Genomic DNA, 25754 nt, shown 5'->3' on the forward strand with positions numbered 1-25754 from the left:
CGCTCGACCCGCCGGGGTTGCCCCCGCCACCGCCTCCGCCGCCGCCACCGTGGCAGCCCGGACAAGGCCCCGGCGGGTCGAGCGGGGCCGCGAAGGCCGAACCCGCGTTCAATGCGACCGCGGAGAAGCTCAGCCCGGCCGCGACCGCCGCCGCACTGACGACACGTTTCATAGACATAGCTGCGTCCCCTCTTGCCTGTCGATCGCCCGCACTACGGGCAGGTCACGTTCAACTCGAATGACTTGGTCACCGCCTGCGGCTGCTGTGGGTTGCTCATGTCGAGCCCGGTCGCGGTGCCCTTGATGGCGTAGGCCTTCCCGTTCACCGCGGCTCCGGCGTTGCCGCCTTGGTTGGGAGCCGCGTCGGAAAAGCCGAGCGTGATCCCGTTGACGCTGCCGAGTCCGACGGAGTGAACGATGGGCGGGGTGGCATTGCTGACCACAGCGCCGACTCCGGCCGTCGGGTCACCGATGCCGATGTTGGTGTTGTCGCCCGCCTGGGCGCAGGTGACCTGGCCGCTGACGTTCTGCGCCTGACCGTCGACGATGACCTGCGGGCCGGATGTCGACGGCGAAGAGCCGGACGAGCCCGTGTTGGACTTGTTGCTCGAGCAGCCGGCGCACGCCGCGGCCACCACGGCCACGCCCGCCACGCCGACGACGATCCCACGCTTCACTAACGCTCTCCTTCGTGTCGCTGGTGTCGCACTGAATAACTCGTTGGGCCCGTTACGTAGCGAGCTCCGACCGCGGCCGTGGATACCCCGTCCCGATCAGTGACAAACGCTATGTATTTGCTGTGCAAGCGGGCCGTCAGGGCAGGACGTGCAATCCCCATCTGCCCAGCAGCGGATCGATGAGCGTGAAGTAGGTCGTGTAGTCGTCCCCGTCGGGTGATGACATCAACAGACCGACCGCACTGACCGTGCCGTCCGAGTTCTTCACGAAACCCGGGCTGCCGCTGTCGCCGTTGAGGCTGTACACGCTGGCTTCGACGACGCCGCCGTCGACATGCTTGACCACACCACAGGTCTCACCGGTGACGGCACCCAATTTGCAGAACGGCATCCCCTGGCGAATCTGGCCCGCGCTCAACACATCCCGGACCTCGTACGTTCCGCCGACATGTCCGAATGGCGCTCCGACGCTCGGGTCGAGCAGGATGATCGCGGCGTCTTTCGTGTCGCCTTCCTTCTCGCTGGCGGTGATTCTCCCTAGCGGAACGTCATTTCCGTACGTCCACAACGAACCATCGTGGGCGTCACAGTGGCCGCTGGTCATCAGGTAATAGCTGCCGTCGTTGCCCTGCGCCGCGAAACCCGCTGTGCACGAGCTGTTTTCGTCGTCCACCTTGATGCCCGGGGTAACGCTTCCGTCCGCTCGCGCCGGATGCGCCAACGTCGTCGCGGCGACGACCACAGCACCGACCAGCCCCAACCCTCGCAACCACCGCATGGCCACGCCGCCTCTCTTGATGTGTCGGGCAGCATGCTAACAGCGCGAGCAGCGTTGGGCCGCCCGGACGGCAAGTCCCGTCCGCCGGCCGAACGCAAGCGAATTGACGTGAGCGACACAACGTTTAGCGAATGCCCCGTCGGACAAGGACTTTCGCGCGGACAACAGACGGATCAGCCGGCGACGTGCCGGGCAAGGAAACTCAGCACCGCGTCGGCGAAAATGTCGTTGCGGTCGCCGGCGACCATGTGCCCCGCCCCGCGCACGTCGGTGAACTCTACCTGCGGAAAGCGGGCCAGGAACTCGTCGGCGCGTTCCTGGCTGACCAGATCACTCATCTGGCCCCGAACCAACAACATCGGCACGCGATCGCGCAGGATCGCCTCCACGGCCGCGTGCATGCGATCGGGGTCGGTGACCTCGAAGGGCGGATACGCGGCGGTCCCGCTGATGAACTGGGGGTCCCAGTGCCAGTACCAACGATCGCCACGGCGGCGCAGATTCGTGGTCAGGCCGTCGAGGTCGGTTGGCCGGGGCCGGTGCGGGTTGTACTCGGCGATCGCGTCGGCGACCTCGTCAAGCGAGGCGAACCCCGTTTCCACCCGATCGGACATGAAGGCATGAATCCGATTGGCCCCGGACTGGTCCATGTTCGGCACGATGTCCACCAACACGACCGCGCTGGCGATGCCAGGCGAAAGCTCCCCCGCCAACAGCATCGAGGTGAACCCACCCAACGAGGCGCCGACCAGCACCGGTTGTGGGGGCAGCGCGCCGAGCACCTGCTGCACGTCGCTGGCGAAACTGACGACGCGGTAGTCGCCCTCGTCGGACCAGTCGGACTCGCCGTGCCCGCGCAGGTCGACGGTGACGGCCTGCCAACCCCGCTGGGCCACGGCGGCGGCGGCCTTGCCCCACGACCGGCGGGTCTGCCCGCCGCCGTGCAGGAACACCACGGCCCGCGCCTGCGGATCGCCCAGCCGGTCGGCGACGATGCGCACGCCGCCGGGCCCCTGGATCGAGAACGGTTCAACTGCCATGGGCATCAGGTGATACTAAGCCGCTTCAATACGATGCAGCGGGGCGTCCAGAGGAGAAACCGATGCATCTTGACGAGTACATGACCTTGGACGCGACCGCGTTGGCCGAGCTCGTCGAGCGCAAGCACGTCGCGCCGGCCGAACTTCTCGCGTTGGCACGGCAGCGAGCGGACGCGGTGAACCCCCGGCTGAACGCGATCGTCAGACGCCTCGGCGAGGTGGCGGACACCCGGGCCGCCGACCCGAACCTGCGCGGCCCGTTCGCGGGTGTGCCCTTCGTGATCAAGGACCTCGCCCAGGAGTACCGCGGCTTTCCCACCTCGAGCGGTTCCCGGTCCCTGGCCAACGACGTGGCCGACCGGCACGCCCTGGTGACGCAGCGGTTCCTGGACGCGGGGTTGGTGATCTTCGCGATGACCAACACTCCCGAGTTCGGCGCCAAGGGCGTCACGGAATCCGATTACTGGGGCCCCGCGCGCAACCCGTGGAACACCGCGCACACACCCGGCGGCTCCTCCGGCGGCTCCGGTGCGGCGGTCGCGGCCGGGATCGTGCCGGCGGCCGGGGCCAACGACGGTGGCGGATCGATCCGCATCCCCGCCGCGTGCAACGGGCTCGTCGGCCTGAAGTTCAGCCGCGGGCTGTCGCCGTACGGGCCGCAGACCGGTGAGCCGATGTTCGGGATGGTGACCCAGGGCGTCGTGTCCCGCACCGTGCGCGACAGCGCCGCGCTCTGCGACGCGATCGTCGGCCGCGATCCGCACGCCGCGTACGAAGTCGCGCTTCCGCCAATGGGTTTCACCGAGCACATCCGGCGCCGCCCCGCCGCGCTGCGAATCGGGTACTCGTGGTCCTCGGCGATCAACCCGCATCCGGACCGGGAGGCCGTCGCCGCGGTGGAACGCGCGGCGGCACTCCTTGCCGACCTGGGGCACCACGTGGAGGAGGTCGCGCCCCCGTACGACGACGACGCGCTGGCGCGCGACTTCCTGACAATCTGGTTCGCTCAGCTGTATCAACACGTCGCCGACGCCAAACAGCGCACCGGCGCCCGGGACCGCGATTTCGAGGCCGACACGCTGGCCGTGAGCGAATTGGCCAGGGCCACCGGCGTTTTGCCGCCCATCTTCGCGCTGGAAAACCGCAACAACCACATCCGGTCGCTGGCGACCTTCCACGAACGCTTTGACTGCTTGCTGACGCCCACCCTGGCCGCCCCGCCCCTGCGGATCGGCGCCACCGCGACGTCACGCCCGCTCCAACGGCTGGCGAGGGCCGCCAGTACGCTGCGGGCGGGAAAGGCGTTGGCGCGCAGTGGAATCCTCGACCAGTTGATCCGCGAGAACCTGGGCTGGGTGCCCTACACGCAGCTCGCCAACATCACCGGGCGCCCCGCGATCAGCGTGCCGCTGCATTGGACGGACGCCGGGCTTCCCCTCGGCGTGCAGTTGGTCGGGCGATTGGGCGCCGACGGCGACCTGCTGCAGCTGGCGGCCCAGCTGGAGGAAGCCAGCCCGTGGGCGCACCGGTATCCGGCGCCCGCGTGACTTATGTCTCGGGCCCGTCCGCCGGGTGATCGCCTCGCCACAGCCGGGCGAACCGCTTGGCGACGTCGCCAAGCCTGGTCCCCGCTCGTTGAGAGGCCTTGATCCTGCCCAGAGTCTGCTTCCCCTCCGCGGCGTAGTCCTTGACGGTTTCGTCGCCTTCCTCAGCGCGCATCCTTAAAAACCTCCGTCTTGCTGCTCGGCGTCTGCCACTCGGCCGTTCCCGCGGCCCGCTGGCGTCCTCATCGGGTCTTCCCGATCGGCTCAGGGTTGCCTACCCGCCGACCCCGGGGAGCGAAACGCCGGCGTCGGCCGCCTCAGGACACCGGCTCCTTGCCGACCTTCACCGGCGCGGCGCTGGGCGGCACCGTGAGCAGGTTGCCGCGCAGGCTGCCCCGCGCGGTGCGGACGGCCACCAACAGCCAGGTGAACAACAGCCCGGCATACGCGATCACCGCGGCCACCCGAAACGCCGGCAGATGAGTGTGGCCGGCGAGCTGCGAGGTTCCGGTGACGAAGGTTCCGACCGGGAAGGTCAGGCTCCACCACGTCAGGGCGAACGGCATACCGCGCCGCAGCGTGCGCACGGTCAGCGCGGTGGCCATCGCGATCCACAACACCGCGAAGCCCCACACCGGAACCCCGTAGAGGATCGCGAAGGCGTTCAGGTCCTCGGCCAAGTCGGGAGCGACCGCGAGCCCCGCGCTGGCGCCCAAAAGCCCCGCGGCGGTGATGGATTGGCCGAGTGGCCCCAACACGATCCACAGCGTGGGCACCCGGGCCGAGCCCGATGTGCCGTACAGGGTCAGGCGCGCCCAGATCATCGCGATGATGTTCAGCGAGGCCAGCAGCGACAGCCCGAACATCGCGTAGCAGCCGAAGAGCATGGTTTCCCGACCGGTGCCGGCCGCCATGTGCGGCAGCAGCAGGGCTCCGGTGGCCGCGGCCACCATGGGCGGTACCACCGGCATCAGCCACCCACCGAAGGCCGCGTCGGGCCCGACGTTGTGCTGGGTGAACATCAAGAACGGGATGCTCACCGCGGTGAACAGCCCGCCCAGCGTTCCGCCGGTCCACAACACCCAGTCCAGGTCGACGACGACGCGCTCACCCAACAGATCCCGGCCGACGAGCACCGCCCCCGCTCCGACCGTCATCAGCGCCATCGGCGCGGCGCCGTAAAAGTGCGCCATCTGCGGATTGCGCGCGTGACTGCGCGCCACGGTGGGGTGCCGCAACCAATGCCCCCCGACCAGGACGATCAGCGCCACGAGCAGCACGGCGGCGATCACCCAGACCGTTTGCGCGAACGCGCGCAATCCCACCACGTGCACCGGCAGCGTGGCGCCGGCGACGGCCACGATCCCGGTGCCCATCACCGACGCGAACCAGTTGGGTCCGATGTTGCCCAGTACCTCGACCCGGGTCTGCGGCGACGCCGCGCCGTCCGGATTTGCAGTGGCCATAGCTGAGAAACCCTACTGCGCCACACCGAATCCGGCCGGTGCGCCGCATACACTCCAACGGTGATGCATCCGGCGCCAACGACGAGGCGGGCATTCAACAGGCTCCCGCTGATGATCGGGATTGCGGTGGTGGTGACGCTCGCCGTTCTCGCCGTACCGATCAAGCAACGATGCGGAGCGCCGGGCCTGTCGTGCGCGACGGCGGTCGACCGCCAGGGCAACGTGCACTACTACTACGAGGTCGAGCCTCTCGGTGTGTACTTCGCCGAGATCCTGACGGGATCGAACATCACCATTTTCTACGATTCCGGCGAGGACATGGTCAAAGCCCGCTAGCCGTCGTATCGGCTCGATAACGAGTTCGAGTCGGTCCCGCCGGCGATGTGACCTAGTCGAAACCGCCGCGCGACGCCGACACGAGAATGCGCTGGTCAAGCGCGAATTTCCGGCGTTAATCCGTGACTGGCCCGCCGCATGCGCCCGGCCCGCGGTGCTTTTTCGATTGGGGGCTTCACAGCAAGCTAACGCATACTTGACACCATGCTGGAAGCGACATCGCCGCAAACCGCCGTTGCGGTGCCCGGCAATGCGCTGGGTCCGGGCAGAGTTTTGTGATGGCCCGCTCGGGCGGTGCCCATCGCCGTCATCGAGCCGTCCGTCAACCCTCACGTTTCCGCAAGGGGCTGACGCGTACCTTGGGCGCGCTGGTCTCGGTGGCGGCGATCGGCCTGACCGGGGCGGGGTACTACGTGGCCCACGGCGCGCTGGGCGGCATCACCGTTTCCGACGCCCTGCGGCCCGACGACCCGCGGTCCAGCGGCGACGACATGAACATCCTGCTGATCGGGCTGGACTCCCGCAAGGATCAGGACGGCAACGACCTGCCCTGGTCGATCCTCAAGCATCTGCACGCCGGCGATTCCGACGACGGCGGGTACAACACCAACACGCTGATCCTGGTCCACGTCAGCGCCGACAACAAAGTGGTGGCCTTCTCCATCCCCCGCGACGACTGGGTGCCCTTCACCGGGGTTCCCGGATACAACCACATCAAGATCAAGGAGGCGTACGGGCTCACCAAGCAGTACGTCGCGAACAAGCTCGCCAATCAGGGCGGCGTCAGCCAGAAGGAACTCGAGACCAAGGGCCGTGAGGCCGGTCGCGCCGCCACCCTGCGCGCGGTGCGCAACCTGACCGGCGTCCCGATCGACTATTTCGCCGAGGTGAACCTGGCCGGGTTCTATGACCTGGCGCAAACCCTCGGCGGGGTGGAAGTGTGCCTCAACCATCCCGTCTACGACTCGTATTCCGGCGCGGACTTCCCGGCCGGGCGGCAGACGCTGGACGCGTCCCAGGCGCTGTCCTTCGTCCGGCAGCGCCATGGCCTGGAGAACGGGGACCTGGACCGCACCCACCGCCAGCAGGCGTTCATCTCGTCGGTCATGCAGGAGCTGCAGGCGGCGGGCACTTTCACCAACCTGGACAAGCTCAAGAGCCTCATGGCGGTGGCGCGCAAGGACGTGGTGCTCTCGGGCGGCTGGGACGAGGAGATGATCCAGCGCCTGGGTTCGCTGGCCTCCAGCGGCAACGTCGAGTTCCGGACGCTGCCGGTGGTGCGCTACGACAACATCGACGGCCAGGACGTCAACATCATCGACCCGGCCGCGATCAAGGCCGAGGTGGCCACCGCGATCGGCGCCTCACCGACGACTACGGCGCCCGCCACCACGGCCGCCAAGCCGAGCCCGTCGACCGTCGTCGACGTGGTCAACGCCGGCAGCATGAGCGGACTCGCGAGCGAGGTGGCCCGCGCGCTGAAGAACCACGGCTACACGACGGGCCAGACCCGCGACCGCAATTCGGGCGAACCGACCGCCAGCACGGTCGCGTACGGCGCCGGGGCGGAGACCGACGCGGGCAACGTGGCCAAACTGCTCGGCCTCGACGCCCCTAGCCATCCCGATCCCAGTGTCCAGCCCGGCCACATCAGGGTGACCGTCGATACCAACTTCTCGGTGTCGATGGTCGACGACGCCACGACGGACGAAAGCGCCAGCACCACAACGTCAAGCAAGGCCAAGACCTACTACTACAACGGCACCACCACGACCTATCCGACGCCCGATCAGGGGAAGCCGATCGACGGCGGCGGCGTGCCGTGCGTTAACTAGCTAGCGGCGATCGCGAGCGCGGCGAAGCCGGGCGCTGGGGGTACCCCCGCGAAGCTGGGGGACGGGTCGCCGCCATAGGGCCAGCGCCGGCTAGGCGTGCGTCCCGCCGTCGATGCGGATCTCGGTGCCGGTGATGAACGCGCCGTCCTCGGACACCAGCATCGCGATCACCCCGGCCACCACGGACGGGTCGGCCATCCCGGTGCCGCTGGATTCCACCGTGGTCGGCAGGATCGGCATCAGCCTCGAAAAAAGCGCCCAGTCAGCGTCTTTCGGGATGTATCCGCCCGTTGCGTCGGTGATCCCGGACTTGATGCTGCCCGGTGCCACGCACACGGCGCGCAGCCCATCGCGGGCGTATTCGAGGGCCAGCGAATGAGTGAACGCCTGGATTCCGCCTTTGCTCGCCGCGTACGCCGCCATGTAAGGGTGGGCGAACGAGGCCGAGGTCGAACTGAAGTTGACGATCGAGCTGCGCCGATTCGCCAGTAGCGTCGGAAGCGCTTCCCGCACAACGAGAAACGTTCCGGTCAGGTTGACGCCGACGATCTGGTTCCACAGTTCCAGGGTGGTCTCGTGGGTGTGGGCGGCGCGCAGGATGCCGGCGGCGTTGACCAATGCGTCCAAGCCGGCGAGCTTTTCGACGGCGAGGCACACGCCGTCGATCACCGAGTCCTCGTTGCCCACGTCCATCGGCATGGTGGTGAGGCGGTCGGCGGTGCCGCCCTCCTCCGCGCGGGCGCGCGTGCCGTCCAAGCCGCCCTCCGCGACGTCGGAGGCCACCACGGTGGCGCCCTCGTCGAGGAGCCGCAGGGCGGTCGCCTGCCCGATCCCCGACGCCGCGCCGGTCACCAGGACCCGCTGGCCCTCGAGTCGCTTCATCTGCCGCTCCCGTCACTAGGCGTGCCCATCATCGTAGGGAGCGGGCACAGTGGAGGAATGGACATCGGATTCATTGGCCTGGGCAATATGGGCGGGGGCATGGCCGCCAACCTGCTGAAGGCGGGTCACCGCGTCACCGTCTACAACCGCTCCCCCGCAAAGGCGGAGGCGCTCGTCCAGGCCGGCGCATCCGCGGCGGGCACCGTCGCCGACGCGTGCAACGCCGAGGTCGTGTTCACCATGCTGGCCGACGACCGGGCCGTCGAGGGCGTGGCCTTTGGCGAGGGCGGCATCGTCGCTTCGCTGGCGCCCGGCGCGACGCACGTCTCGTCGAGCACCATCAGCGTCGCCCTCTCGGAGCGCCTGGCGGCCACGCACGCCGATGCCGGCCAGCGGTTCGTCGCGGCGCCGGTGTTCGGCAGGCCCGAGGCGGCCGCGGCCGCAAAGCTTTTCGTGGTCGCGGCGGGTGAGCCGCAGGTGCTGCAGCCGTTGACCCCGCTGTTCGACGCGATCGGGCAGCGCACGTTTGTGGTGTCCGAGCAGCCGCACACCGCCAACCTGGTCAAGTTGAGCGGCAACTTCCTGATCGCTTCGGTGATCGAAAGCCTCAGCGAAGCCGTCGCGCTGGTGGCCAAGGCCGGGGTCGACAGGCAGCAGTACGTGGACATCCTCACCTCGACGTTGTTCTCCGCGCCCGCCTACCAGACCTACGGTGGGTTGATCGCGCGACGGCAATTCGAGCCGGCCGGCTTCGCCGCGCGGCTGGGCCTCAAGGACGTTCGCCTGGCCCTCGCGGCCGCGGAACAGTTGGAAGTGCCGCTGCCGGTAGCCAGCCTGCTCCGCGACCGCTTCCTCACGCTGGTGGCGACGGGCGGCGGGCAGCTGGACTGGTCGGCGCTGGCCACGCTCGCCGAGCGCGACGCCGGCCTGACGTCAGACGACCCCGCGTAGCCCGTCGGCGCCGAACGCCGGTTCCAGCATCGCGGAGAAGTCCGGACCGCGACGCAGGATGTGGCCGCCGTCGACGTTGATGCACTGGCCGGTGATCCAGGCGGCGGCGTCGCTGAGCAGGAACATGGCCAGGTTGGCGACGTCCTCGACCTCACCGACGCGCGGCAGCGGCGTGCAGGCGCTGTAGTCGGCGCTCAGCTCCGGTGAATCCGTAATGGCCGTCACCAGATCCGTGCGGATCAGGCCTGGGCGGACGCTATTGACCCGCACCCAGGACGGGCCCAGCTCGTCGGCCGCCAGCATCATCAGGTGGTCGACCGCCGACTTGGTGACCCCGTACGCGCCGAACCAGCGATGGGTGTTGCTCGCCGCGATCGACGAGATGCCCACGAAGGAGCCGCCCCCGCCGCTCACCAACTCGCGGGCCGTGTGCTTGAGCACGTACATGGTGCCGTTGACGTTGAGGTCGACCGTCCGGCGCCAGGCCTCGGAGTCGACTTGTGTGATCGGGCCGATCGTTTCGGACCCGCCCGCACAGTGCACCGCGCCGTGCAGGCGACCATGCCATGCCGTCGCGGCGTCGACCGCGCGGGCGGCCTCCTCCTCGTTGGTGATGTCGGCCGGCTCGTAGCGGATGGAGCCGGCACCCGACAGCGCTTCGATCTCGCTGACGGCACCAGCCAGCCGGTCGGGGTTGCGGCCCACGATCATGACCGAGGCGCCGGCCGCGACCAGTCCGGCCGCCACTCCCTTGCCGATTCCGCTACCGCCGCCGGTGACCAGATATGTCCGGTTTTCGAAAGAAAGCTGCACGCGACGCCCTCTCAACTGAAACGGGTTCTAGATATCGAACCACGCGGAGGACTGCCCGCGGCAACGGGTACCGCACACCGCCTGCGAGGCTACGGCGTATCGCGGCGGGCCACCTGCGTCGGCTTCGCGTTGCGCCAATCCTCGACGTCGGGCGGCAGGCCGACCGCGTACCGGTTCTCGTTGTGGGCGGCCCAATGTGCGTGTCCCAGCTCGTGGATGTGGAAGGCGTGGCGCAGCGCCTCGGTGAATCCCATTGCGTCGGAGGCGGCGTTGACCGAGTCCTTCACCAGCAGCGCCGCCATCGTGGGCCGGTCGGCGATGCGTCGCGCGAATTCCAGCGTCTTTTCGGCCAGCTCGTCGACCGGGAACACCTTGGACACCATGCCGAGCCGGTAGGCCTCATCGGCATCGAGCGCGTCGCCGGTCAGCAGCAGCTCTTTGGCTTTGCGCGGGCCGAATTCCCAAGGGTGAGCATAGTATTCGACGCCGGGCATACCCAAGCGCACCGCGACCACGTCGCTGAACTTGGCATTGTCGGCGGCCACGATCAGATCGCACGCCCAGATCAGCATCAGGCCCGCGGAGATCGCATTGCCCTGGACCTGGGCGATGGTGATCTTGCGTAAATCCCGCCACCGGCAGGTGTTCTGGAAGAAGTAGTGCCACTCCTGCAGGTAGATCTTCTCCGCGATGGGATCGCGGGTCCCGCCGTTGATGCGGAAGCTGGGCAGCTGGCTGCGCTCGGCGATCGCCAGCTCGGAACCCAAGTCGTGGCCGGCCGAGAAGTTGCGGCCGCGCGCGGCCAGAATCACCACGCGCACGGTGTCGTCGGCCGCGGCGCGCAGGAACGCCTCGTCCAGCTGGATCAGCAGGCCGCGGCTTTGCGCGTTATGGGCGTCGGGCCGGTTGAGCCAAATCCGCGCGATGCGGCCCTCGTCGAGGGTTTCGTAGCTCACCAACTCTTCGGCATCGGCGCTGCCCGCCTGGGCACCGGCTTGCTCTGAGAGTGTCATTCGGCCCACCTCACTCGTTGTCAGGTCCGACGTCTTTACACATTACGGCCAGTGTGTAAGCGGGTCACCGGTGGGTGGCCGAGCCGGGAGGAACTCGAAGATCAAGTCCTCAGCCACCCGCGCATCCCCGCATCACCTACAGTTAAGTCATGGCTACGAAATCTGACCCTGCCGAGATCGGCGACGTCGAACCGGTTGCCGACAGCACGGCCAGCCAGGCCAGGCGAGTCGTCGCGGCATACGCGACCGATGCCGACGAGTGCCGCGTTTTCCTGTCCATGCTCGGCATTGGGCCCGCAAAACTCGACGCGTAAATGGCTCCCGGGAACGGGCACGGCTCGAAGACGCCGCCCTTCGGGAATTCCGACTTCGTGGTGGTCGCCAACCGGCTGCCGGTAGACCAGGAACGGCTTCCCGACGGCACCAAGGCGTGGAAGCGCAGCCCGGGCGGGCTGGTGACCGCGCTGGAGCCGCTGCTGCGCCGCAGGCGTGGCGCGTGGGTGGGCTGGGCGGGCATCGCCGAGGAGGAGCCAGATTTCGATGACGAGCCCATCGTCCAGGAGGACCTCGAGCTTCGCCCGGTGCGGCTGAGCACCGACGACATCGCGCAGTACTACGAGGGATTCTCGAACGCCACGCTGTGGCCGCTCTACCACGACGTCATCGTCAAGCCGATCTACCACCGCGAGTGGTGGGAACGCTACGTCGAGGTGAACCGGCGCTTCGCCGAAGCCACCTCCCGCGCCGCCGCCCGCGGCGCGACCGTGTGGGTGCAGGATTACCAGCTGCAGTTGGTCCCCAAGATGCTGCGGGAGCTGCGGCCCGACCTCACCATCGGCTTCTTCCTGCACATCCCCTTCCCGCCGGTGGAACTGTTCATGCAGCTGCCGTGGCGCACCGAGATCGTCGAGGGGCTGCTCGGCGCCGACCTGGTCGGTTTCCACCTGGCCGGGGGCGCCCAGAACTTCCTGATCCTGTCCCGCCGGTTGATCGGCGCCAACACCTCCCGCGGATCGGTCGGGGTGCGCTCGCGGTACGGCGAGGTCGACCTCGGTTCCCGCATCGTCCGCGTGGGTGCCTTCCCCATTTCCATCGATTCGGGCTCGCTCGACCAGGCCGCCCGCGACCGCGACGTCAGGCGCCGCGCCCGGGAGATCCGGGCGGAGCTGGGCAACCCCCGCAAGGTGCTGCTCGGCGTCGACCGGCTCGACTACACCAAGGGCATCGACGTCCGGCTCAAGGCCTTCTCGGAGCTGCTCGCGGAGGGCCGAGCCAAGCGCGACGACACCGTGCTGGTTCAGCTCGCGACGCCCAGCCGCGAACGTGTCGAGAGCTACCAGATTCTGCGCAACGACATCGAACGCCAGGTGGGCCACATCAACGGCGAGTACGCGGAGGTGGGCCATCCGGTGGTGCATTACCTACACCGCCCTGTCCCCCGCAACGAATTGATCGCCTTCTTCGTGGCCGCCGACGTCATGCTGGTCACCCCGCTGCGCGACGGCATGAACCTGGTGGCCAAGGAATACGTCGCCTGCCGAAGCGATCTTGGCGGCGCGCTGGTGCTGTCCGAATTCACCGGCGCCGCATCGGAACTCCGGCAGGCCTATCTGGTCAACCCGCACGACCTGGACGGGGTCAAGGACGCGATCGAAGCCGCGCTCAACCAGCCCGCCGAGGAGGGCAGGCGCCGGATGCGGGCGATGCGGCGCCAGGTGCTCGTCCATGACGTCGACCGTTGGGCGCGGTCATTCCTGGACGCGCTGGCGGAGCCGCGGTCGCCGGACGCCACCTAAGCCCGCAAACCCATGGTGTTGGCGCGCAAACGCTGTGATACTCGATGCATCGGTGAAGGGGAAGGTCCGGAAGGGAGGGCACCGTGAAGCTCCGTCGCGGGCTGGCCGCTGGCGCCGGCATATTCTCGGCTGTCGCCATCGGAATTGCTTTGGACTCCGGTGACCCGGCCCACGCGGTCGGTCCGCCGCCGGACGGCACCTACACCTTGAACGAGGCTGGTGTGTCTGGCGTGAATTGGACGATCTCGGCGCTGTGCGACCAGCCCAACGGAACCCGGAACATGAACGACTACTCAGACCCGATCGTGTGGGCGATGAACTGCGCCCTGAACATCGTGAGCTCTACGGACGAACAGATCGGTGCCGCGGACAAGTTGCAGAACTTCAGCGGCCGGGCCCGGATGTCCAGCATGCTGTGGACTTTCAAGGTGGACAAGGCGAACGGCGTGTCATGTCCCGGCGGCGGCACCGCGCCGACCACCGAGACCTACGCATTCAGCGACGAAACACTCACCGGCACCCACACGATCCTGCACGGCGCCGTCTGCGGGCTCCAGCCCGACATGAAGAAGCAGCCGTTCTCGCTGACGCTCAACGGACCCCCACCCAGTCCGGTGCAGCGTTACCCGTTGCGATGCAACGAGATCGCGATCTGCTTCTGATACCCGCTTCGGCTAGATCGGTGTGATGTAGTTGATCAGCCACTGCTTGCCGATCTTTTTGAAGTCCACTCGCAACCGGCTGCCGTCGTAGAGCGGCTGGCGCGTTTTGTCCGTCACCGTGCGGTTCATGTAGACCATCAGTGATGCCGAATCACGTTTGGCGGTCATCACACCCACGCCAACAACGCTGGCCTGGACCACCACCTCACGCTTCTTGGCCTCCGGAATGATCTGCGCGTTGGCGCTTTTCCGGAATTCCTGGCGATAGTCGGGGGTCAACAACGGATACGCGTCGCTGAGGCTGCGTTCCACCGTCTGGTAGTCGTAGGCGAAGACCTCGGGAATCTCCTTGGTGGCCAAGCCCGGTAGCACCGCCCGCGCCGCCTGCTCGCCGCGTGTCTGCACCCGGCCCCAGTAGAACCAGCCGGCCGCCGCGGACAACCCGACGAACACCGCAATCAGGAGGTAGCCCGCGACGACGAGCAGCCAGCGCCGCCAGCGCATCAATTACCCCCGTTGGGATACTTCAGGTCGTAACCCGTCATCCGGCCCTGCTCGTCCTCGTGCACGATCACCCGCAGGCGATACGGCATGGACGGCTTGTTAACCCCGTCGATGTCGGCGACCGTGACGCGAACCGAAACGAGGACGGACGCGTTGTCGGTGACGGTGTCGATGCCCTCCAGGGCGGCGCCGTTGATGACGGCCTCCGACGTGGCGTTGGTGGAGCGGAAGATGCCCTTGAGGTTCTCGATGTTGTTGTTGGCGCCCAGCATTCCGCGCAGCGGCCCGCTGGTGCCGTTGTAGAAACGGTTCACGCTCTCGTCGATGTTGTCCTGCTTGTAGCTGAACATGTTGACCACCGTTTGCGTGGCGGTGTCGACGAAGCGCTGTTCGCGCGCTTGCTGCGCGTTGGCGTGCCGTTGCTGGACGACGAGCACGGCCACACAAGCGGCCAGCGCGCCGATCGCCAACAGCGCGGCCGCAAACGAGGTCCAGGCCACCAGGGCGCGGTGGGGCCGCCGCCGCGGTGGCGGCTTGACGGACTTGAGGGCGCTGACGGACTTGGCCGGGCGGGCGGGCGCGGCTTCGACCTGCACCGTGGCCGCCTGATCCGCTTCGGCTTTCGCGGGGCCGGCCGCGCGGGAGGCCCGACGACGAACGCGCGGTGTGTTCGTTGGCTCGTCTGCCACTACATCGGCCTCGGATCCAGCATCAGGTCCACCCAATTCTCGGCGCTGGACGCGCCGCTAGCACCGGCCGCGAAAATACCAGTGCCGCCGGCCGGGTCTTTGAACGCGCCGGTCTGCTCGTCATAGGTGGCGTAAGCCGGTCCGCTGGCCTGCGGCTGCGACGCCCCCGGCGGCGGTCCCCACGGCTTCTCCGGTCCCGGGCCCGCCGGCGGGGGGTTGATCCCCTCCGGCGGTGCCGGCGGCGGCAGCCACTTCGGGTACGGAAGCTGGGGCGGCACCGGAGGCACGCCCGGCGGCATCCACGACGGGTTGCCCGGCGGCGGCGGCCTGTCGTTCGGCGGCGGCGGGTCGTACGCCGGCTGGTGCGGCGCCGGTCCCGGCCCGGGGATGACACCTGGGGGCGGCGGCCCGACGATCGGAACACCCGGATCGGGATCGGCGCCCGGGGGGATGTACGGGAACTTGTTGGGCGGCAGGGTGTTCAGCCCGTTGGTGACCGGGGTGTCGTAGGGCACCGGCGGGCCTCGCCACGGGTTACGGCCAACGGGCACATAGCCTTTCGGGTCGCGGCAGAGCTGAACCGTCGGCGCCCGTTTGCCCGGGAACTCCTGGCACGGATAGTTGCGCGCGCCGCGCACGGTGCTCGGATCGTTCTGGGCCACCTTGCAGTACATGTCCCTCGGCAGCTCGCGCACGGTCTCGTCGGCCGGGGTGCGCATCAGCGGCGGAGGGAGGAAGCCGACGGCGCACGGCGGCGGGTCGTTGAGGTCGAGCTTGAAGTCGAGCTTGGCGCCCTCGTCCTGGGGCGTGCCGCCGGCGGCCGTGGTGATCGCGGCGAACAGCGCCGGCAGCACCACCAGCAGCTGCTCGATCGATTTGTGGTAGATCACGCCGACCCGGCCCAGGTTGGCCAGGCTGGCCGCGAGCGCCGGGAAGGACGGCCGGATGCCGGAGAACGCGGTGCTGGCCTCGTCGGTCGCCCCCGGGGCGGTGGCCAGCGTCGAGCGCAGCTGCGGGTCGGCCTGGCGCACCTCGGAGGTGAAGCGCGCCAGCCCGTCCGACAGCGTCTTGATGTCCGCGCCGGCGCGGATCTGCGCTTCCAGGAACGGCCCGGCCTGGTCGATCAACTGCGAGGCCTGCGGATAATTCGCGTTGGCCTCGTCCACCAGCAGCCGGGCGGACTCGAACAACCGCGCCAGCTCGGGGCCCGACCCGTTGGTCGCCATGAACGTCTCGTGCAACAGCTCGCGCAGCCGGGTGTCGCCCAGGCTGTTGGTCAGCGCCTCCGCCCGCTTCAACAGGTCGGCGACGTCCTGGCCGATCCTGGTGTTCTGCCGGTCGATGCGGGACCCGTTGCGCAGCTTGGTCGTTGCCGGTGTGCTCGGCGGCACCAGGTCGATGTATTGCTCGCCGACGGCCGACACGCTCTTGACCGTGGCGGTGACGTTCGACGGGATGGGTGTCCCGCTGTTCAGCCGCATCGCGGCGGTGACGCCGGTGGGGTTGAGGTCCACCGACTCCACGCGACCGACGGCAACGCCGCGATAGGTGACGTTGGCGTTCTTGTAGAGTCCGCCGCCCGCGACGAAGTCCGCGCTGACGCCGTAGGTGCCGATGCCGAACGTGGCGGGCAGCCGCAGATAGAAGATCGCCATGATCGTCAGCGTGATCGCAGTGATCACCGCGAAGATCCAGAGCTGGATCCTGGTCAGTTTGTCGTGCATCTGCGCCCGCCCCCTACTGTCCCGAAGCCGTGCCGGGCGGAATCTTGAACGGGTCGGCCGCCTGTCCGGACAGGTTGGCCAGCTCGCCGACCAAAAAGTCCGGCGGGTTGAGGACCTCGCTCATGTGCATCATGTTCGGATCGAGGGCGTACGACGTGGTGAAGAACGTTTCACCGAGGCGACGCAGCGTGAGGTCGAAGGTGGTGAACACGTTGAGGTAGTCACCACGCACCGCGTTCTTGATGCCGAAGTTGGGGAACGGGAACGTTAGCAACAGCTGCAGCGAGGTGACGAAGTTCTTGCGGTTGTCGTTGAGCGCCTTGGCCGCCGCGTACAGATCCTTCAGGTCGGCGGCGAAGTCGACCTTGGTCTTGGCCAGGATGTTCGAGGTGACATTCGCCAGCTTGTGCAGCGCGCTGAACGCCTCGACGATGTGGTCGCGGTTCTTGTTGAGCACCCGAATCGCGTCGGGCAGCGTGTCCAGCGCCCGGCCGAGGTTGTCCTTGTCGCGCGCCAGGCTCGCCGAGAACCGATTGAGCCCGTCGACCGCGTCGATGATGTCGTTGACCTGCCGGTTGAGTCCCGCGGTCAGCTCCGCCAGCCGCGGGACCAGGTCGACGAACTGGTCTTGATGGCCCGCGAAAGCCTGATAGGTCTCGTCGGTGATCTCTTCCAGCGCACCCACATTGCCCTTGTTCACCACGACGCCGAGCGCCGACAGCACCTCCTCGGTGGTGGGATAGCGGCCGGTGTGGGATTCGGAGATCTTCGACCCGTCGGTCAGTCGGCCGACCGCCGGCTTGTCCTTCGGGCGGACCAGGTCGATGTGCATCGAACCCAACAGCGACGTCTGCGCGACCGTCGCCGTCGAATTGGCCGGCAGCACGACGTTCTTGTCCAACGCCAATTTCACTGCGGCATAGAAGGACCCGTCGGCGCGCTGCATCGCCTGAATGCCGGCGACGCTGCCGACGGTGACGTCGTCGACCATGACCGGCGAGTTCTGCGGCAGCGTCGCCACGTCGGGCAGGTCGACGGTGATGGAGAAGGCGCCGGCGCCATGACCGGCGGTCCCCGGCATCGACAGCGAATTCAACCCGCTGAACTGGCAGCCGGCCAGCAACGCGCTGCCCGCCGCTAAAGCGCCGCCCCGCAACCACATCCGGTTCATTTAACCGCCCCCCTGGTCCGCGGCCGGCGGCGTCGCCTGGCCCGGCGGCGGGCCCGGTAGGGGTCCGAAGGCGCTCCCCGGCGTCGGCCCGGGCGCGGGACCGGCATTGCCCAGGGCCGGCCCGGGGCCCGGGGCGGCGCCCGTCTGCGGGGCCGTCGGAACCAGCAAGGCCTGCAGGTCCGCCGGGTTCTGGGCGGCGGGCGGCGCCTTGCCGCCGTTGGCGGGGATCCAGGTCAGCTCGGGGACCGGGGTCGCCGACTTCGCCTGGGTTTCCGGGGTGTCGTAGATGATCTGACCCTTGTAGGCCGTGATCGTGTTGAGCGGGTGGAACATGATCGGCGGGTAGTTCACGGTGAGCCGGCGCAGCACCGGACCCAGCCGCTCACGGCACAATTCGGCCCGCCGGAAGTAGTCGGGCGCGCGCGGCCCGGCCGCCGTTTCGAAGGACCCACCGCAGATGAACTGCACCGGGTTGGAGAATTCCGGGATGGACAACAGGCCGTTGAGCGTGCCCTGCGCGGGGTCATAGATGTTGTAGAAGTTCGCGATGCCGGGGCCCGCCACGTGCAGCACCTGCTCGATGTTGTCGCTCTGGTCGCTCAGCGTCTTCGCAAAGTCGTTGAGGTTGTTGACCGTTTCGATGATGGTCGAGTTGTTCTCGTGCAAGAACCCGCGGATGTCGGACAGCGCCTGGTTGAGGGTGCCCAGTGTCGTGTCGAGGTGGCGGGAGCTGTCGGCGAGCACCTGGGAGACGGAGGCGACGTTTCCGGCAAACTGGACGATTTGTTCGTTGCTGGCGGACAGTGCGTTCACCAAAACCTGAAGGTTCTTGACCGTGCCGAAGATGTCGCTGCGCGAATCCCCCAGCCGCCCAGCGGCTTGCGAGAGTTCACGCAATGCGTTGTGGAAAGATTCACCGTTGCCGTTGAGGGTGTCCGCGGCCTGGTTGATCGCGCGGCCCAGGGGCCCCTGCATAGATCCCGTGGTGGGGCCGAGCTGCACGGCCAGTTTGGTCAGCGACTCCTTGACCTCGTCCCACTCCACCGGGACCCCGGTGCGGCCCAGGCCGATGCTGCCGCCGTCGGGAAGCACCGCCCCGCCGGTGTAGGCCGGTGTCAGCTGAATGAACCGGGCGGCCACCAGGTTCGGCGACATGATGATCGCCTTGGCGTCCTTCGGGATCTTGACGTCCTTGCTCACCGCCATGGTGATCTTGACGTCGGAGGGACGCGGCTCGATCGTGCTGATGGTGCCGACCGGCACTCCGAGCACGCGGACCTGGTCACCGGGATAGAGGCCGACGGCCGACGTGAAGTAACCCACGATGGGGCGCGAATTGCCGGTCGAGGACAGCACATACACGCCACCCACCAACACCGCGATGAGCGCGATGGCGGTGGTGTAGCGCAGCCCCCGGCTGCCGGCGATCCGCTTCATCATGGCGACTTCGGCCTGATGATCCAGCGCTCTTGGATGAGGCCGCGCAGGTAATCGGCGAGGCTGGCCGGCATCTTGCCCGGCTGGTAGAAGAAGTCGAACATCGTCGCGATCAGCGGCGCCGGCAGCACACCGTAGACGTTGACGTTGAATCCCGGTCCGGACCCGACGACCTCGCCCAGCTCGGTGGCGTAGGTGGGCAGCCGTTTGAGGGCCTCGGTGATGTAGTCGCGGCGTTCGTTGAGATTGCTCAGGACGTCGTTGAGCTTGTTCAGTGCCGGACCGAACTCCTTGCGGTTGTCGTTGACGAACCCGGAAATCTGCGCCGAGAGGCCTTGAATCCCCCCGATGAGTCGCCCGAGGGCCGCACGCCGCTCGTCGAGCGCGGCGAACAACGCGTTGCCGTCGTCGACCAGCTTGTTGACCTGGTCGGCGCGTTGCGCCAGCACACCGGTCACCGACTTCGCATGCGCCAGCAGGCTTTGCAGCGCCTCATCACGGCGGTTGAGGGTGCGCGACAGCGTCGTCACGCCGTCGAGCGCACCGCGCAGTTCGGGGGTGGCGTCGTGCAGCGTGTCGGTCAACACGTTGAGGGCCTGCTCGAACTGCGGCTTGTTCAGGTTGTCGGCGTTCTGGCCCAGATCCTCGAGCGCGCCGGCGAGCGTGTACGGCGTGGTGGTGCGGCTGAGCGGGATGGTGGTCGACCTGCCGCTGCCCGCCGGGGTCACCGAGATCGAGCGCTCACCGAGGATGGTGTCGGTGCGGATCGCGGCAAGCGACTGATCACCCACGGCGACATGGCGATCCACGCTGAAGCTGATCTTGGCGCTGTCCCCGGCCAGCCCGACCGACGTCACCTTCCCGACCTTGAGCCCCGAGACGTACACCGCGTTTCCGGGATTGATGCCACCGGCATCCGAGAAGTAGGCGTCGTAAGCCTTGCCCTGCGGCCAGAACGGCAGCCCCGCGTAACCGAATGCGATGAGCACGACGCACACCACCAGCACCACCCCGAAGATGCCGGTGCGCAGCGGATCGCGCTCGCGCTTTGCGTCACTTGGCAAAAGCGCACCTCCCCTTGCTGGGATCGACCTGGCCGCCGAGCGGCAGCAGGATGTCGCTGCCGGCCGGGCCGTTGATCTTGATCGTCACGGAGCAGAAGTAAATGTTGAAGAACGACCCGTACGCACCGAGTGCGGCAAGCCGAAGGTAGTCCTCGCCGAGCTGCTCGACGTCGTTGTTGACCTCGGCCTTGCGGTTGTCCAGCTCGGTGGCCAGCGGCCGGGTGTTCTCCAGAATGCCCTGCAGCGGTCGCCGTGAATTCTGCAGCAGCTCGGTCAAATCCGTCGTCGTCGAGGCCAGCGGCGGGATGGCGCCCGCGATGTCGTCCTTGTTCTTGGCCAGCCCGCTGATCAGTTGCTGCAGCTGGTCCACGCTGGTCGAAAACTGGGCGCTGCGCTGATCGACGGTCTTGAGCACCGTGTTGAGATTGTTGATCACGTCACCGATGAGTTGGTCGCGCTGGCCCAGCGCCGACGAGAAAGCGCTGGTGTCGGCCAACACGTTGGACAACGCGCCGCCCTGGCCCTGCAGCAGCTCGATGACGGCGCTGCTGATCGTGTTCACCTTGTCCGCGTCCAGGCCCTTGAGCACCGGCCGCAGGCCGCCCAGCAGCGCGTCGAGATCCAGTGCGGGCTGGGTGTGTTGGGAGTTGATGGTCGCGCCCGGCGGCAGCTTGCGCAGCTCTCCCGGGCCCGAGGTGATCTCCAGATACCGGTCGCCGACCAGGTTTTCGTAACGGATCACCGCCCGCGTCGAGGAATAGAGCGTGTAGCGCCTGTCGATCCCGAACGCGACGTCGATGGTGTTGTCGGGGTTGAGCTTGACGCCGGACACCGCACCGACCGGTACGCCGGCGATGCGGACCTTCTGGCCCGATTTCAGCCGCGACACGTCGGTAAACGTTGCGTGGTACGTGCTTTCGGGACCGAACCGGAAGTCGCCGAAGACCACCACCAGTGCCGCGGACACCAGCAGCATGGCCGCCGCGAAGATGCTGACCTTGATCATCATCGAGCGGTGCGAGGGCATGGTGCCGGCCGCCATCAGAAATCGTCCCGTTCCGCGAAGGCGCCGTGGAACAGGAACTGCAGCGTCGAAGGCGCGTCAAACTGCAATTCCGTGAACGGCTCGTACGGAATGTTGGCGTTGTCGGTGACCAGGAACGGAGCGCGGTAGAACGACCCACCGGTCTGCTTGGTCGGAATGTCGGGCAGCCCACGGCAGTTCGGACCCCCCGAGGCGTTGACGAGCGGCAGCGACTCCGGGTACGTGTACGCCGGCGCGCCGAGCACGAAGCTCGACGACGTGAACAGGCCCGCCTTGCGCACACCGAGCAGCGGGGCGAATTCCTTGATGCCGCGCTCGATGCCGGCGAACAGGCAGCCCAATTCCGGCGAATAGTCGGCGGCCACCTTCAGCGGCGCCCGCAACCGGTTGATGGCGTCGATGAAGTTTTGTTCGGCCGGGGCCAACGTCTCGTAGGCGTTGTTGGACAGGCCGATCGTCGCCAGCAAGGTGTCGTTGAGGTTGTTCTGCTGGTCGACGACGGTCTTGTTGATGGTCGGCAGGTTGTCGAAGACCGTGTTCAGGTCCGGGGCGGCGTCGGCATAGTTGTTGGCGACGATCGCCGTCCGGCGGAAGTCCTCCTGCAGCGCGGGCAGCTTCGGATTCGTCTGGCGCGTCAGGGTGTCCAGGCCCGTCAGGATGCCGCCGAAGTCGTCACCGTGACCGCGCAGGCCTTCGGACAGCGCGCTCAGTGTCCCGTTGAGTTCGACCGGGTCGATCTTGTGCAACAGGTCGATCAGCGACTGGAAGAGCGTGTTCACCTCCAGCTGCACCGAGGAGGCGGCGACGTGCGCGTCCGGGCGCAGCGACGTCGGCGAAGGGTTTTGCGGCGGAATGAATTCCACCGCCTTGGCGCCGAAGATGGTGTTCCCGGCGATGTGCACCGTGGCGTTCGAGGGGATGAAACGCATGTCGTTGCTGTTGATGCCCAGCGTCAGCCGGGCCTGGTCATCGGCGTAGTCGATGGTCTCGACCTTGCCGATTTGGATGCCCCGGTACTTGACCTTGGCGCCCTTCTCCATCACCAGCCCGGCGCGCGGAGCCGAGACGGTGACCTTGTCGATCGATGCGAAAGCCGCTGTGTAGGAAAGGTAAGTGATGACGGCGAACGCCAGTATCAGGCCGGCCAGCACCGCGGCTGCCAGCCGGACGTGGGTGCGTCGCGTGTCGGTTTCTGCCATGTCCTTTAAGCGGTCCTGTTATCCGGAGAGGTTGAAGTTACCGGACGCGCCGTACACGGCGAGTGAGATGAACAATGTGATGACGACGACGACGATCAGCGAGGTGCGCACGGCCTGGCCGACCGCGATGCCGACGCCGACCGGGCCGCCACTTGCGTTGTAGCCGTAGTAGGTATGGACGAGCATCACCGCGATGGACATCACGATCGCCTGCAGGAACGACCACAGCAGGTCCGACGGGATGAGGAAGGTATTGAAGTAGTGGTCGTAGAGACCTTTTGACTGCCCGTTGATGTACACGGTGGTGAAGCGGGCGGCGAAGAACGCGGCGAGCACCGACAGCGAGTACAGCGGAATGATCGCGATCAGTCCGGCGATCAGGCGGGTGGACACCAGATAGGACACCGATTCCACCGCCATGCACTCGACGGCGTCGATCTCTTCGGACACCCGCATGGCGCCCAGCTGGGCGGTGGCACCGGCACCGATGGTGGCGGCCAACGCGATTCCGGCGATCACCGGCGCGACGACGCGGACGTTGAGGAATGCCGACAGGAACCCGGTTAGCGCCTCGATGCCGATGTTGCCCAGCGAGGAGTAGCCCTGCACCGCGATGACCCCGCCGGAGGCGAGGGTCAGGAAGGCGGCGACGCCCACCGTGCCGCCGATCATGACCAGCGCCCCAGCGCCCATGGTCATTTCGGCGATCAGCCGGACCGTCTCTTTGCGGTACTTGGTGATCGCGTGGGGGACGTGCCGCACGGTTTGGCCATAGAACAAGGCCTGCTCACCGAAGTCATCGACGGGCTCCTGCAACCGGGAGGCGAGGTTGCGCAGCCGGTAGGTGACGTCGTAGCTCATCGTGTACTCACTTCGCCGAGATCCGCACGCCGATGGCCGTCATCACCACGTTGATGACGAATAGACAGATGAACGCGTAGACGACGGTTTCGTTGACCGCGTTGCCGACGCCCTTGGGGCCGCCCTTGACGGTCAGGCCACGGTAACAGCCGACCAGCCCGGCCATCACGCCGAACAGCAGCGCCTTGACTTCGGCAAGTACCAGTTCGCGCAGACCCGTGAGGACGGTCAGCCCGTTGATGAACGCACCCGGGTTGACGCCCTGCAGGAAGACGGAGAACACGTAGCCACCGGACAAGCCGATGGCGCACACCAAGCCGTTGAGCAAGAGCGCGACGACCGTGGAGGCCAACACTCGCGGGACCACCAGCCGCTGAATCGGGTCGATGCCGAGCACCCGCATCGCGTCGATCTCTTCGCGGATGGTTCGCGCGCCGAGGTCGGCGCAGATCGCGGTGGCACCGGCGCCCGCCACGACGAGCACGGTCACCACCGGACCCAACTGGGTGATGGTGCCGAATGCCGTTCCCGCCCCGGACAAGTCGGCGGCGCCGATCTCGCGCAGCAGGATGTTGAGGGTGAACGCCACCAGCACGGTGAAGGGGATGGACACCAGCAGGGTCGGAACCAGCGACACGCGCGCGATCATCCAGGTCTGTTCCAGGAACTCGCCCAGTTGGAACGGCCGGCGGAAAGTTTCGCGACCCGTGGCGATCATCATTTCGAAGAACCCGCCGACGGCGCGGGCGGGAACCGCAAGTTGTTCCTTCAACTCGGCTACCCCCCTCAGCTGCTCGCGGCGAAGTCTGTGCGTCGCCTTAGCGGTGTCTTCCGTCGCATGCGGCTCGGTGTGAGCCGGATCATATTAACCCAGAACAAGTTAATGGTGTCAACGAAAAGTATTTCTTTGTCCAAAACGTTAATTTGCCAGGTCAGACGCCATTGCGATGTCTCAAACTGACACAGGTTCTACCTGCCGATTCCCCCCCGTAAAGTAACCTCACACGGTTATTGCTCCATTAGCCCGACCGCGGAAAAGTTCCGTTCCGGATCGCGCCCAGCAAAGTATTGCTGCAGCGTCTCGCTCAGTTGCGCGGGCTCCCACGCGGGCCCCTCGGCGCTGAACCGGCGCTCCGCTGTCGGCGCCGCAACCAGGGTCACTTGCGGGCCGTACACAATGAACACCTGGCCGTTGACCTCCGCGGCCGCCGGGGATGACAAGAACTTCACCAGGCTGACCACGTGCTCGGGCGACAGCGGGTCGATTCCGCCCGCCTCCACTTCCGGTTCGGCGCCGAAGACGTCGGCCGTCATGGCGGTGCGGGCGCGCGGACAGATCGCGTTGGCGCACACCCCGTAGCGGCCCAGCGCCCGCGCGGCCGTCAGGGTGAGCGAGATGATGCCGGCCTTGGCCGCACCGTAGTTGGCCTGCCCCACCGGGCCGACCAGTCCAGCCTCGGACGCGGTGTTGACCAGGCGGCCGAAGACGGTTCCGCCCGCCTCCTTGGCCTTTGAGCGCCAGTAGGTCGCCGCGTTGCGGGTCAGCAGGAAGTGGCCACGCAGGTGCACCGCGATGACGAGGTCCCACTCCTCGTCGGACATGTTGAACAGCATCCGGTCGCGGGTGATGCCGGCGTTGTTGACGACGATGTCCAGCCCGCCCAGACCGTCGGCGGTGGCGACCAATTCGTCGGCGGTCGCGCGCTCGCTGATGTCGCCGGCCACCGCGACGGCCTTGGAACCCGCCGAGTTGATCTCGTCGATGACGTCGGAGGCGTCCAGCGCGGCGGCGATGTCGTTGACGACGACGGTGGCGCCGGCTCGAGCCAGGCCAAGCGCTTCGGCCCGCCCCAGCCCCGCGGCGGCACCGGTCACCACCGCGACCTTTCCGGAGAGATCGGTCGCGTTCGTGCTGCTAGTCAATTTATGAATACCTCTAGTTTCTCAAGACGCTCTGGCGCTCGGGTCAGTCTTCGCGCAACAGCGCGGCTCGCGGGCATTCGGCGATCGCCTGCTCGGCCAGCTGCTCCTGGTCGGCGGGGATCGGATCGAGCTTGACGACGGCGTAATCCTCGTCGTCCAGGTCGAAGATATCCGGCGCGATTCCCAAGCAAACAGCATTGCCTTCGCACCGGTCGTGGTCGACGATCACCCGCACAGCACCCTCCTTGCAGCTGGCCTTCACTTCAGCACGAGCCCCATCAGTATGTAGGACCACCATAGGGCCCGGATACCGCTGGGGAAACGGTCGCTGGAATCTCAGACTA

The 25754-nt window shown here is 67.3% G+C and carries 27 protein-coding genes; 7 read left to right on the plus strand and 20 right to left on the minus strand.

All coding sequences use genetic code 11. The features are described from left to right. Nucleotides 1–212: 212 nt before the first annotated feature. The 3 genes from A5730_RS14635 to A5730_RS14645 form a co-directional block, all read right to left on the minus strand. Entirely contained in the window at nt 213–677 is a 465-nt protein-coding gene (locus A5730_RS14635) for a lipoprotein LpqH (protein WP_067901529.1), read from the minus strand. 136 nt (nt 678–813) lie between these two features. Continuing rightward, a complete protein-coding gene (locus A5730_RS14640; protein WP_067901532.1) occupies nt 814–1461 on the minus strand; it encodes a S1 family peptidase in 648 nt (215 codons plus the stop codon). 167 nt (nt 1462–1628) lie between these two features. Continuing rightward, nucleotides 1629–2495 carry an alpha/beta fold hydrolase gene (locus A5730_RS14645; RefSeq protein WP_197506262.1) on the minus strand — a complete coding sequence of 289 codons (867 nt, stop codon included), beginning with the start codon at nt 2493–2495 and terminating at the stop codon, nt 1629–1631. A 62-nt stretch (nt 2496–2557) separates the two neighbouring features. On the opposite strand from A5730_RS14645, the gene A5730_RS14650 reads away from it, so the two are divergent. After that, complete coding sequence (locus A5730_RS14650; RefSeq protein WP_067901534.1) at nt 2558–4042, plus strand: amidase; 1485 nt, start codon at nt 2558–2560, stop codon at nt 4040–4042. 1 nt (nt 4043) lies between these two features. Here the strand turns inward: A5730_RS14650 and A5730_RS24980 are convergent, their stop codons facing one another. After that, a complete protein-coding gene (locus A5730_RS24980) occupies nt 4044–4214 on the minus strand; it encodes a hypothetical protein (protein ID WP_197506261.1) in 171 nt (56 codons plus the stop codon). A gap of 142 nt (nt 4215–4356) precedes the next feature. Further along, nucleotides 4357–5505 carry a TDT family transporter gene (locus tag A5730_RS14655; protein WP_067901537.1) on the minus strand — a complete coding sequence of 383 codons (1149 nt, stop codon included), beginning with the start codon at nt 5503–5505 and terminating at the stop codon, nt 4357–4359. A 63-nt stretch (nt 5506–5568) separates the two neighbouring features. Here A5730_RS14655 and A5730_RS14660 point away from each other — a divergent pair, with 63 nt between their 5' ends. Together A5730_RS14660 and A5730_RS14665 are read left to right on the plus strand one after the other, a co-directional pair. Then, nucleotides 5569–5841, plus strand: coding sequence for a hypothetical protein (locus A5730_RS14660; RefSeq protein ID WP_067901539.1), 273 nt, complete (start codon nt 5569–5571; stop codon nt 5839–5841). A 278-nt stretch (nt 5842–6119) separates the two neighbouring features. Then, a complete protein-coding gene (locus tag A5730_RS14665; protein ID WP_156745816.1) occupies nt 6120–7676 on the plus strand; it encodes an LCP family protein in 1557 nt (518 codons plus the stop codon). A 90-nt stretch (nt 7677–7766) separates the two neighbouring features. Here the strand turns inward: A5730_RS14665 and A5730_RS14670 are convergent, their stop codons facing one another. After that, nucleotides 7767–8558, minus strand: a complete 792-nt coding sequence (locus A5730_RS14670; protein WP_067901544.1) for an SDR family NAD(P)-dependent oxidoreductase — start codon at nt 8556–8558, stop codon at nt 7767–7769. Nucleotides 8559–8615: 57 nt separating this feature from the next. Here A5730_RS14670 and A5730_RS14675 point away from each other — a divergent pair, with 57 nt between their 5' ends. After that, complete coding sequence (locus tag A5730_RS14675) at nt 8616–9509, plus strand: NAD(P)-dependent oxidoreductase (RefSeq protein ID WP_067901548.1); 894 nt, start codon at nt 8616–8618, stop codon at nt 9507–9509. Here A5730_RS14675 and A5730_RS14680 read toward each other — a convergent pair. Both A5730_RS14680 and A5730_RS14685 read right to left on the minus strand, forming a co-directional pair. After that, on the minus strand, nt 9492–10322 hold the full coding sequence (locus A5730_RS14680; RefSeq protein WP_067901551.1) for an SDR family oxidoreductase: 831 nt from the start codon (nt 10320–10322) through the stop codon (nt 9492–9494). The two genes, A5730_RS14675 and A5730_RS14680, sit on opposite strands and share 18 nt — an antisense overlap. A gap of 89 nt (nt 10323–10411) precedes the next feature. Next, a complete protein-coding gene (locus A5730_RS14685; RefSeq protein ID WP_067901554.1) occupies nt 10412–11335 on the minus strand; it encodes an enoyl-CoA hydratase in 924 nt (307 codons plus the stop codon). Between the two features lie 149 nt (nt 11336–11484). Here A5730_RS14685 and A5730_RS24750 point away from each other — a divergent pair, with 149 nt between their 5' ends. The 3 genes from A5730_RS24750 (at nt 11485) to A5730_RS14695 (ending at nt 13793) form a co-directional block, all read left to right on the plus strand. Continuing rightward, nucleotides 11485–11649: a hypothetical protein gene (locus A5730_RS24750; RefSeq protein ID WP_156349547.1), complete on the plus strand. Its 165-nt coding sequence runs from the start codon at nt 11485–11487 to the stop codon at nt 11647–11649. Continuing rightward, complete coding sequence (locus tag A5730_RS14690) at nt 11650–13131, plus strand: trehalose-6-phosphate synthase (protein WP_067901556.1); 1482 nt, start codon at nt 11650–11652, stop codon at nt 13129–13131. 83 nt (nt 13132–13214) lie between these two features. Beyond that, a complete protein-coding gene (locus A5730_RS14695; protein ID WP_067901559.1) occupies nt 13215–13793 on the plus strand; it encodes a hypothetical protein in 579 nt (192 codons plus the stop codon). A gap of 12 nt (nt 13794–13805) precedes the next feature. Here A5730_RS14695 and A5730_RS14700 read toward each other — a convergent pair whose 3' ends face one another. The 12 genes from A5730_RS14700 to A5730_RS14755 all read right to left on the minus strand — a co-directional run bounded on the left by A5730_RS14700 (nt 13806) and on the right by A5730_RS14755 (nt 25645). Next, entirely contained in the window at nt 13806–14297 is a 492-nt protein-coding gene (locus A5730_RS14700; RefSeq protein WP_067821955.1) for a mammalian cell entry protein, read from the minus strand. Next, nucleotides 14297–14986: a mammalian cell entry protein gene (locus A5730_RS14705; protein ID WP_369829884.1), complete on the minus strand. Its 690-nt coding sequence runs from the start codon at nt 14984–14986 to the stop codon at nt 14297–14299. Before A5730_RS14705 ends, A5730_RS14700 begins: the two co-directional genes overlap by 1 nt. Further along, entirely contained in the window at nt 14986–16710 is a 1725-nt protein-coding gene (locus A5730_RS14710) for a virulence factor Mce family protein (protein WP_067901565.1), read from the minus strand. The genes A5730_RS14705 and A5730_RS14710 overlap by 1 nt, the downstream gene beginning before the upstream one ends. A 13-nt stretch (nt 16711–16723) precedes the next feature. After that, complete coding sequence (locus A5730_RS14715) at nt 16724–17881, minus strand: MCE family protein (RefSeq protein ID WP_067901568.1); 1158 nt, start codon at nt 17879–17881, stop codon at nt 16724–16726. Further along, nucleotides 17882–19321: a virulence factor Mce family protein gene (locus tag A5730_RS14720; RefSeq protein WP_067901571.1), complete on the minus strand. Its 1440-nt coding sequence runs from the start codon at nt 19319–19321 to the stop codon at nt 17882–17884. Next, nucleotides 19318–20382 carry a virulence factor Mce family protein gene (locus tag A5730_RS14725; RefSeq protein ID WP_067901574.1) on the minus strand — a complete coding sequence of 355 codons (1065 nt, stop codon included), beginning with the start codon at nt 20380–20382 and terminating at the stop codon, nt 19318–19320. Before A5730_RS14725 ends, A5730_RS14720 begins: the two co-directional genes overlap by 4 nt. Next, the gene (locus tag A5730_RS14730) at nt 20372–21424 is read right to left on the minus strand and encodes a virulence factor Mce family protein (protein WP_067901577.1); all 1053 of its coding nucleotides are present in this window, start codon (nt 21422–21424) and stop codon (nt 20372–20374) included. Before A5730_RS14730 ends, A5730_RS14725 begins: the two co-directional genes overlap by 11 nt. Then, nucleotides 21424–22626: an MCE family protein gene (locus A5730_RS14735; RefSeq protein ID WP_067901580.1), complete on the minus strand. Its 1203-nt coding sequence runs from the start codon at nt 22624–22626 to the stop codon at nt 21424–21426. The genes A5730_RS14730 and A5730_RS14735 overlap by 1 nt, the downstream gene beginning before the upstream one ends. Before the next feature lie 18 nt (nt 22627–22644). Next, nucleotides 22645–23487: an ABC transporter permease gene (locus A5730_RS14740; protein WP_067901583.1), complete on the minus strand. Its 843-nt coding sequence runs from the start codon at nt 23485–23487 to the stop codon at nt 22645–22647. Between the two features lie 7 nt (nt 23488–23494). Further along, the gene (locus A5730_RS14745; RefSeq protein ID WP_055403191.1) at nt 23495–24259 is read right to left on the minus strand and encodes an ABC transporter permease; all 765 of its coding nucleotides are present in this window, start codon (nt 24257–24259) and stop codon (nt 23495–23497) included. A 236-nt stretch (nt 24260–24495) separates the two neighbouring features. Beyond that, nucleotides 24496–25410, minus strand: coding sequence for a 3-oxoacyl-ACP reductase (locus A5730_RS14750; RefSeq protein ID WP_067901586.1), 915 nt, complete (start codon nt 25408–25410; stop codon nt 24496–24498). A gap of 43 nt (nt 25411–25453) precedes the next feature. Next, the gene (locus A5730_RS14755; RefSeq protein WP_055403193.1) at nt 25454–25645 is read right to left on the minus strand and encodes a ferredoxin; all 192 of its coding nucleotides are present in this window, start codon (nt 25643–25645) and stop codon (nt 25454–25456) included. Between the last annotated feature and the right edge of the window lie 109 nt (nt 25646–25754).

The sequence above is a fragment of the Mycobacterium sp. ACS4054 genome, assembly GCF_001667275.1.
Classification (GTDB): Bacteria; Actinomycetota; Actinomycetes; order Mycobacteriales; family Mycobacteriaceae; genus Mycobacterium.

What these genes read in the sequence shown, in the direction of transcription:
- A5730_RS14645 (WP_197506262.1), bottom strand. Translation starts at nt 2,495, where the DNA reads ATGGCAGTTGAACCGTTCTCGATCCAGGGGCCCGGCGGCGTGCGCATC.
- A5730_RS14650 (WP_067901534.1), top strand. Translation starts at nt 2,558, where the DNA reads ATGCATCTTGACGAGTACATGACCTTGGACGCGACCGCGTTGGCCGAG.
- A5730_RS24980 (WP_197506261.1), bottom strand. Translation starts at nt 4,214, where the DNA reads ATGCGCGCTGAGGAAGGCGACGAAACCGTCAAGGACTACGCCGCGGAG.
- A5730_RS14655 (WP_067901537.1), bottom strand. Translation starts at nt 5,505, where the DNA reads ATGGCCACTGCAAATCCGGACGGCGCGGCGTCGCCGCAGACCCGGGTC.
- A5730_RS14660 (WP_067901539.1), top strand. Translation starts at nt 5,569, where the DNA reads ATGCATCCGGCGCCAACGACGAGGCGGGCATTCAACAGGCTCCCGCTG.
- A5730_RS14665 (WP_156745816.1), top strand. Translation starts at nt 6,120, where the DNA reads ATGGCCCGCTCGGGCGGTGCCCATCGCCGTCATCGAGCCGTCCGTCAA.
- A5730_RS14670 (WP_067901544.1), bottom strand. Translation starts at nt 8,558, where the DNA reads ATGAAGCGACTCGAGGGCCAGCGGGTCCTGGTGACCGGCGCGGCGTCG.
- A5730_RS14675 (WP_067901548.1), top strand. Translation starts at nt 8,616, where the DNA reads ATGGACATCGGATTCATTGGCCTGGGCAATATGGGCGGGGGCATGGCC.
- A5730_RS14685 (WP_067901554.1), bottom strand. Translation starts at nt 11,335, where the DNA reads ATGACACTCTCAGAGCAAGCCGGTGCCCAGGCGGGCAGCGCCGATGCC.
- A5730_RS24750 (WP_156349547.1), top strand. Translation starts at nt 11,485, where the DNA reads ATGGCTACGAAATCTGACCCTGCCGAGATCGGCGACGTCGAACCGGTT.
- A5730_RS14690 (WP_067901556.1), top strand. Translation starts at nt 11,650, where the DNA reads ATGGCTCCCGGGAACGGGCACGGCTCGAAGACGCCGCCCTTCGGGAAT.
- A5730_RS14700 (WP_067821955.1), bottom strand. Translation starts at nt 14,297, where the DNA reads ATGCGCTGGCGGCGCTGGCTGCTCGTCGTCGCGGGCTACCTCCTGATT.
- A5730_RS14710 (WP_067901565.1), bottom strand. Translation starts at nt 16,710, where the DNA reads ATGCACGACAAACTGACCAGGATCCAGCTCTGGATCTTCGCGGTGATC.
- A5730_RS14715 (WP_067901568.1), bottom strand. Translation starts at nt 17,881, where the DNA reads ATGAACCGGATGTGGTTGCGGGGCGGCGCTTTAGCGGCGGGCAGCGCG.
- A5730_RS14720 (WP_067901571.1), bottom strand. Translation starts at nt 19,321, where the DNA reads ATGATGAAGCGGATCGCCGGCAGCCGGGGGCTGCGCTACACCACCGCC.
- A5730_RS14730 (WP_067901577.1), bottom strand. Translation starts at nt 21,424, where the DNA reads ATGGCGGCCGGCACCATGCCCTCGCACCGCTCGATGATGATCAAGGTC.
- A5730_RS14735 (WP_067901580.1), bottom strand. Translation starts at nt 22,626, where the DNA reads ATGGCAGAAACCGACACGCGACGCACCCACGTCCGGCTGGCAGCCGCG.
- A5730_RS14740 (WP_067901583.1), bottom strand. Translation starts at nt 23,487, where the DNA reads ATGAGCTACGACGTCACCTACCGGCTGCGCAACCTCGCCTCCCGGTTG.